We start from the raw sequence: 2,354 nt of genomic DNA, 5'->3' as shown, positions 1-2,354 counted from the left end.
AACTGATCCATAAAAATGTATACCGTTTGCTGCGCCTGGTTAACCAATTAATCGAGTACCGTAAAATAGAATATGATAAACAACAGATCAATGTATCACCCAATAATATTGTTGAATTTGCAAGGGAAATCATCACCAGCTTTCAGGAAAATGCCCAGAAGCGTAATATCAGCCTGAGCCTGGTAAGCGATGAGCAACAGATAATTGTTTGGTATGATGTTAACCTGTTAGATAAGGTGTTTTTTAATATCATAGCTAATGCCCTGAAATTTACCAGCGACAATGGCCGCATCCAGGTAAGTTTCAAAATAAAAGATAATAACTCTGTTGATATTGCCATACAGGATAACGGGATTGGCATGGAACCACAGGAAACGGCCCATGTATTTGAGCAGTTTTACCAGGCCGAAAACAGTACTTCCGGAGGATCTGGATTAGGGCTTGCCTTGTCAAAAGAAATTGTGTCCCTGCATCATGGCCGTATCGAAGTAGTAAGTAAAAAGTGGCAGGGCACTACTTTTACCATTAGCTTGTTATTAGGTAATAATCATTTTGGCGAGGCTGTGCAGGAGCATGTGGGTACAATACAAACGGATATTGAAGAGCGGGCAAAAATTTATGTTACAGACCTGGCTGCACCTGTTGCAGTGGCCGATGAAGGACAAATATTCGGTGCTCCCAGGGAGCAGTCAATCCTGATCATTGAAGACAATAAAGATCTGTTGAGTTACCTGAGCGAAAAACTGGGCGCAACTTATGAGATATTTACGGCGGATAATGGCATAAGCGGATTAAACGAAACCTTTGAGCGGGTGCCGGACCTGATCATATCTGATGTGGTATTACCGGGGATGTCTGGCAAAACTTTAACAGTAAAACTGAAAACTGATGTCCGTACTTCGCACATTCCTGTAATTCTTTTAACGGCACAAGGCAGTGTTGAACAACAGATAGATGGGATTACCTGCATGGCCGATGCCTACATTGTTAAGCCGTTTAACTTTGATTATTTACTCGCTACCGTGAAGAATTTGATCAAAAGCCGGGCAACACTTAAAGAACATTTTACCAGTGATGTAAGTAAATCAACTGTGCCTGTCTCAAAAGCCCTCGACAAAAAATTCCTGAATGATTTTGCGGGTATTGTAGAACAGAATTTAGCGAATGAGAACTTTAGCGTTGATGAGATCTGTAAACTGATAGGTGTTTCAAGGATCCAGCTTTACCGAAAGGTTAAAGCATTGCTTGGCTGCAGCATCTCCGATTACATATTAAACCGCCGGCTAAAAAAAGCGAAATATTTGTTAATGAATGAAGGGTATCCGATATCCGAAATAACCTATATGGTGGGTTTCTCTACACCAAACTATTTCTCCACGGTTTTTAAAGCAAAATATGGCTGCACGCCAAGTGAATACAAACGCAAGCAACAGCATTCATAGGTTTTATTTTCTGATAATTAATAAAGGAATAAACGTTAGCTATTGTATAACAAAGTAACATAGCATGCACGGTGCTTAAAACTTTTTTTGCCAATCCCTGGTACTCCTGCATCGAAACGGCCTGTCGAGTTTTCAATGATTGAATAAGATGTATAAACCACACATTTAATAAGACCGGATATTCACTGACAGGGCAAAAAAGAAGGTAGCTTTTCATGAAAAATAACTTATTACCTGACCTCTTCACCTTAACCGCCATTTTTGAAGGAATGGAAGATGCGGTATTGAGCCATGATCTTGACTATATTATTTTAAACTGCAATCCGGCTGCTGAAAAGATGTTTGGCTGCCCGGCCCCGGTGTTGTTAGGGCAGAACATCCTTACCCTGATCCCTGAAAGCGTCCGTCAGGAGCAATTGGCTATTCTTGAACGTGTATGGTCAGGTGAAAGAATAAATCACTTATATACTGTCCGCAGCAGTAAGCTACAGATTGATTTTCCGGTATCACTTACTATTTCGCCAATAAGGGATGAACAGGGGGAGGTAATTGGAGCATCTCACATTATGCGTGATGTGACCCACGAACGAGAGACAGAAGAGAAACGGGGCATGCTGGCTGCAATTGTTGAAAATTCTGATGATGCCATTATTAGCAAAACCCTTAACGGGATCATCACTACCTGGAACGGTGGTGCCGAAAAGATTTTTGGTTACCAGGAAAGAGAGACTATCGGTAAACATATATCTATTCTTATTCCTCGCGACAGGCTGTCTGAAGAAGATGTTATCATTGAAAACATCAGGAACGGTAACAAAGTTGATCATTTCCAAACCGTTAGGCTGCACAAAAATGGAAGCGCCATTGATATATCCCTTACTGTTTCACCGGTAAAGGACCGGCATGGAACCA

At 41.2% G+C, this 2,354-nt stretch carries 2 protein-coding genes; both read left to right on the top strand.

The window, feature by feature from the left end; genetic code table 11:
* The coding region (locus tag VF500_RS20020; RefSeq protein ID WP_330861377.1) for an ATP-binding protein at positions 1-1,442 on the top strand (1,442 nt) is incomplete at its 5' end.
* Between the two features lie 215 nt (positions 1,443-1,657).
* Positions 1,658-2,354, top strand: a 697-nt coding sequence (locus VF500_RS20015) for a PAS domain S-box protein (RefSeq protein WP_330861376.1), incomplete at its 3' end; no start/stop codon positions are given.

This window comes from Mucilaginibacter sp. (assembly GCF_036383575.1).
Classification (GTDB): Bacteria; Bacteroidota; Bacteroidia; order Sphingobacteriales; family Sphingobacteriaceae; genus Mucilaginibacter.
The sequence above is the reverse complement of the archived record's forward strand: the minus strand, read 5'-3'. Positions and strand labels throughout refer to the sequence as shown.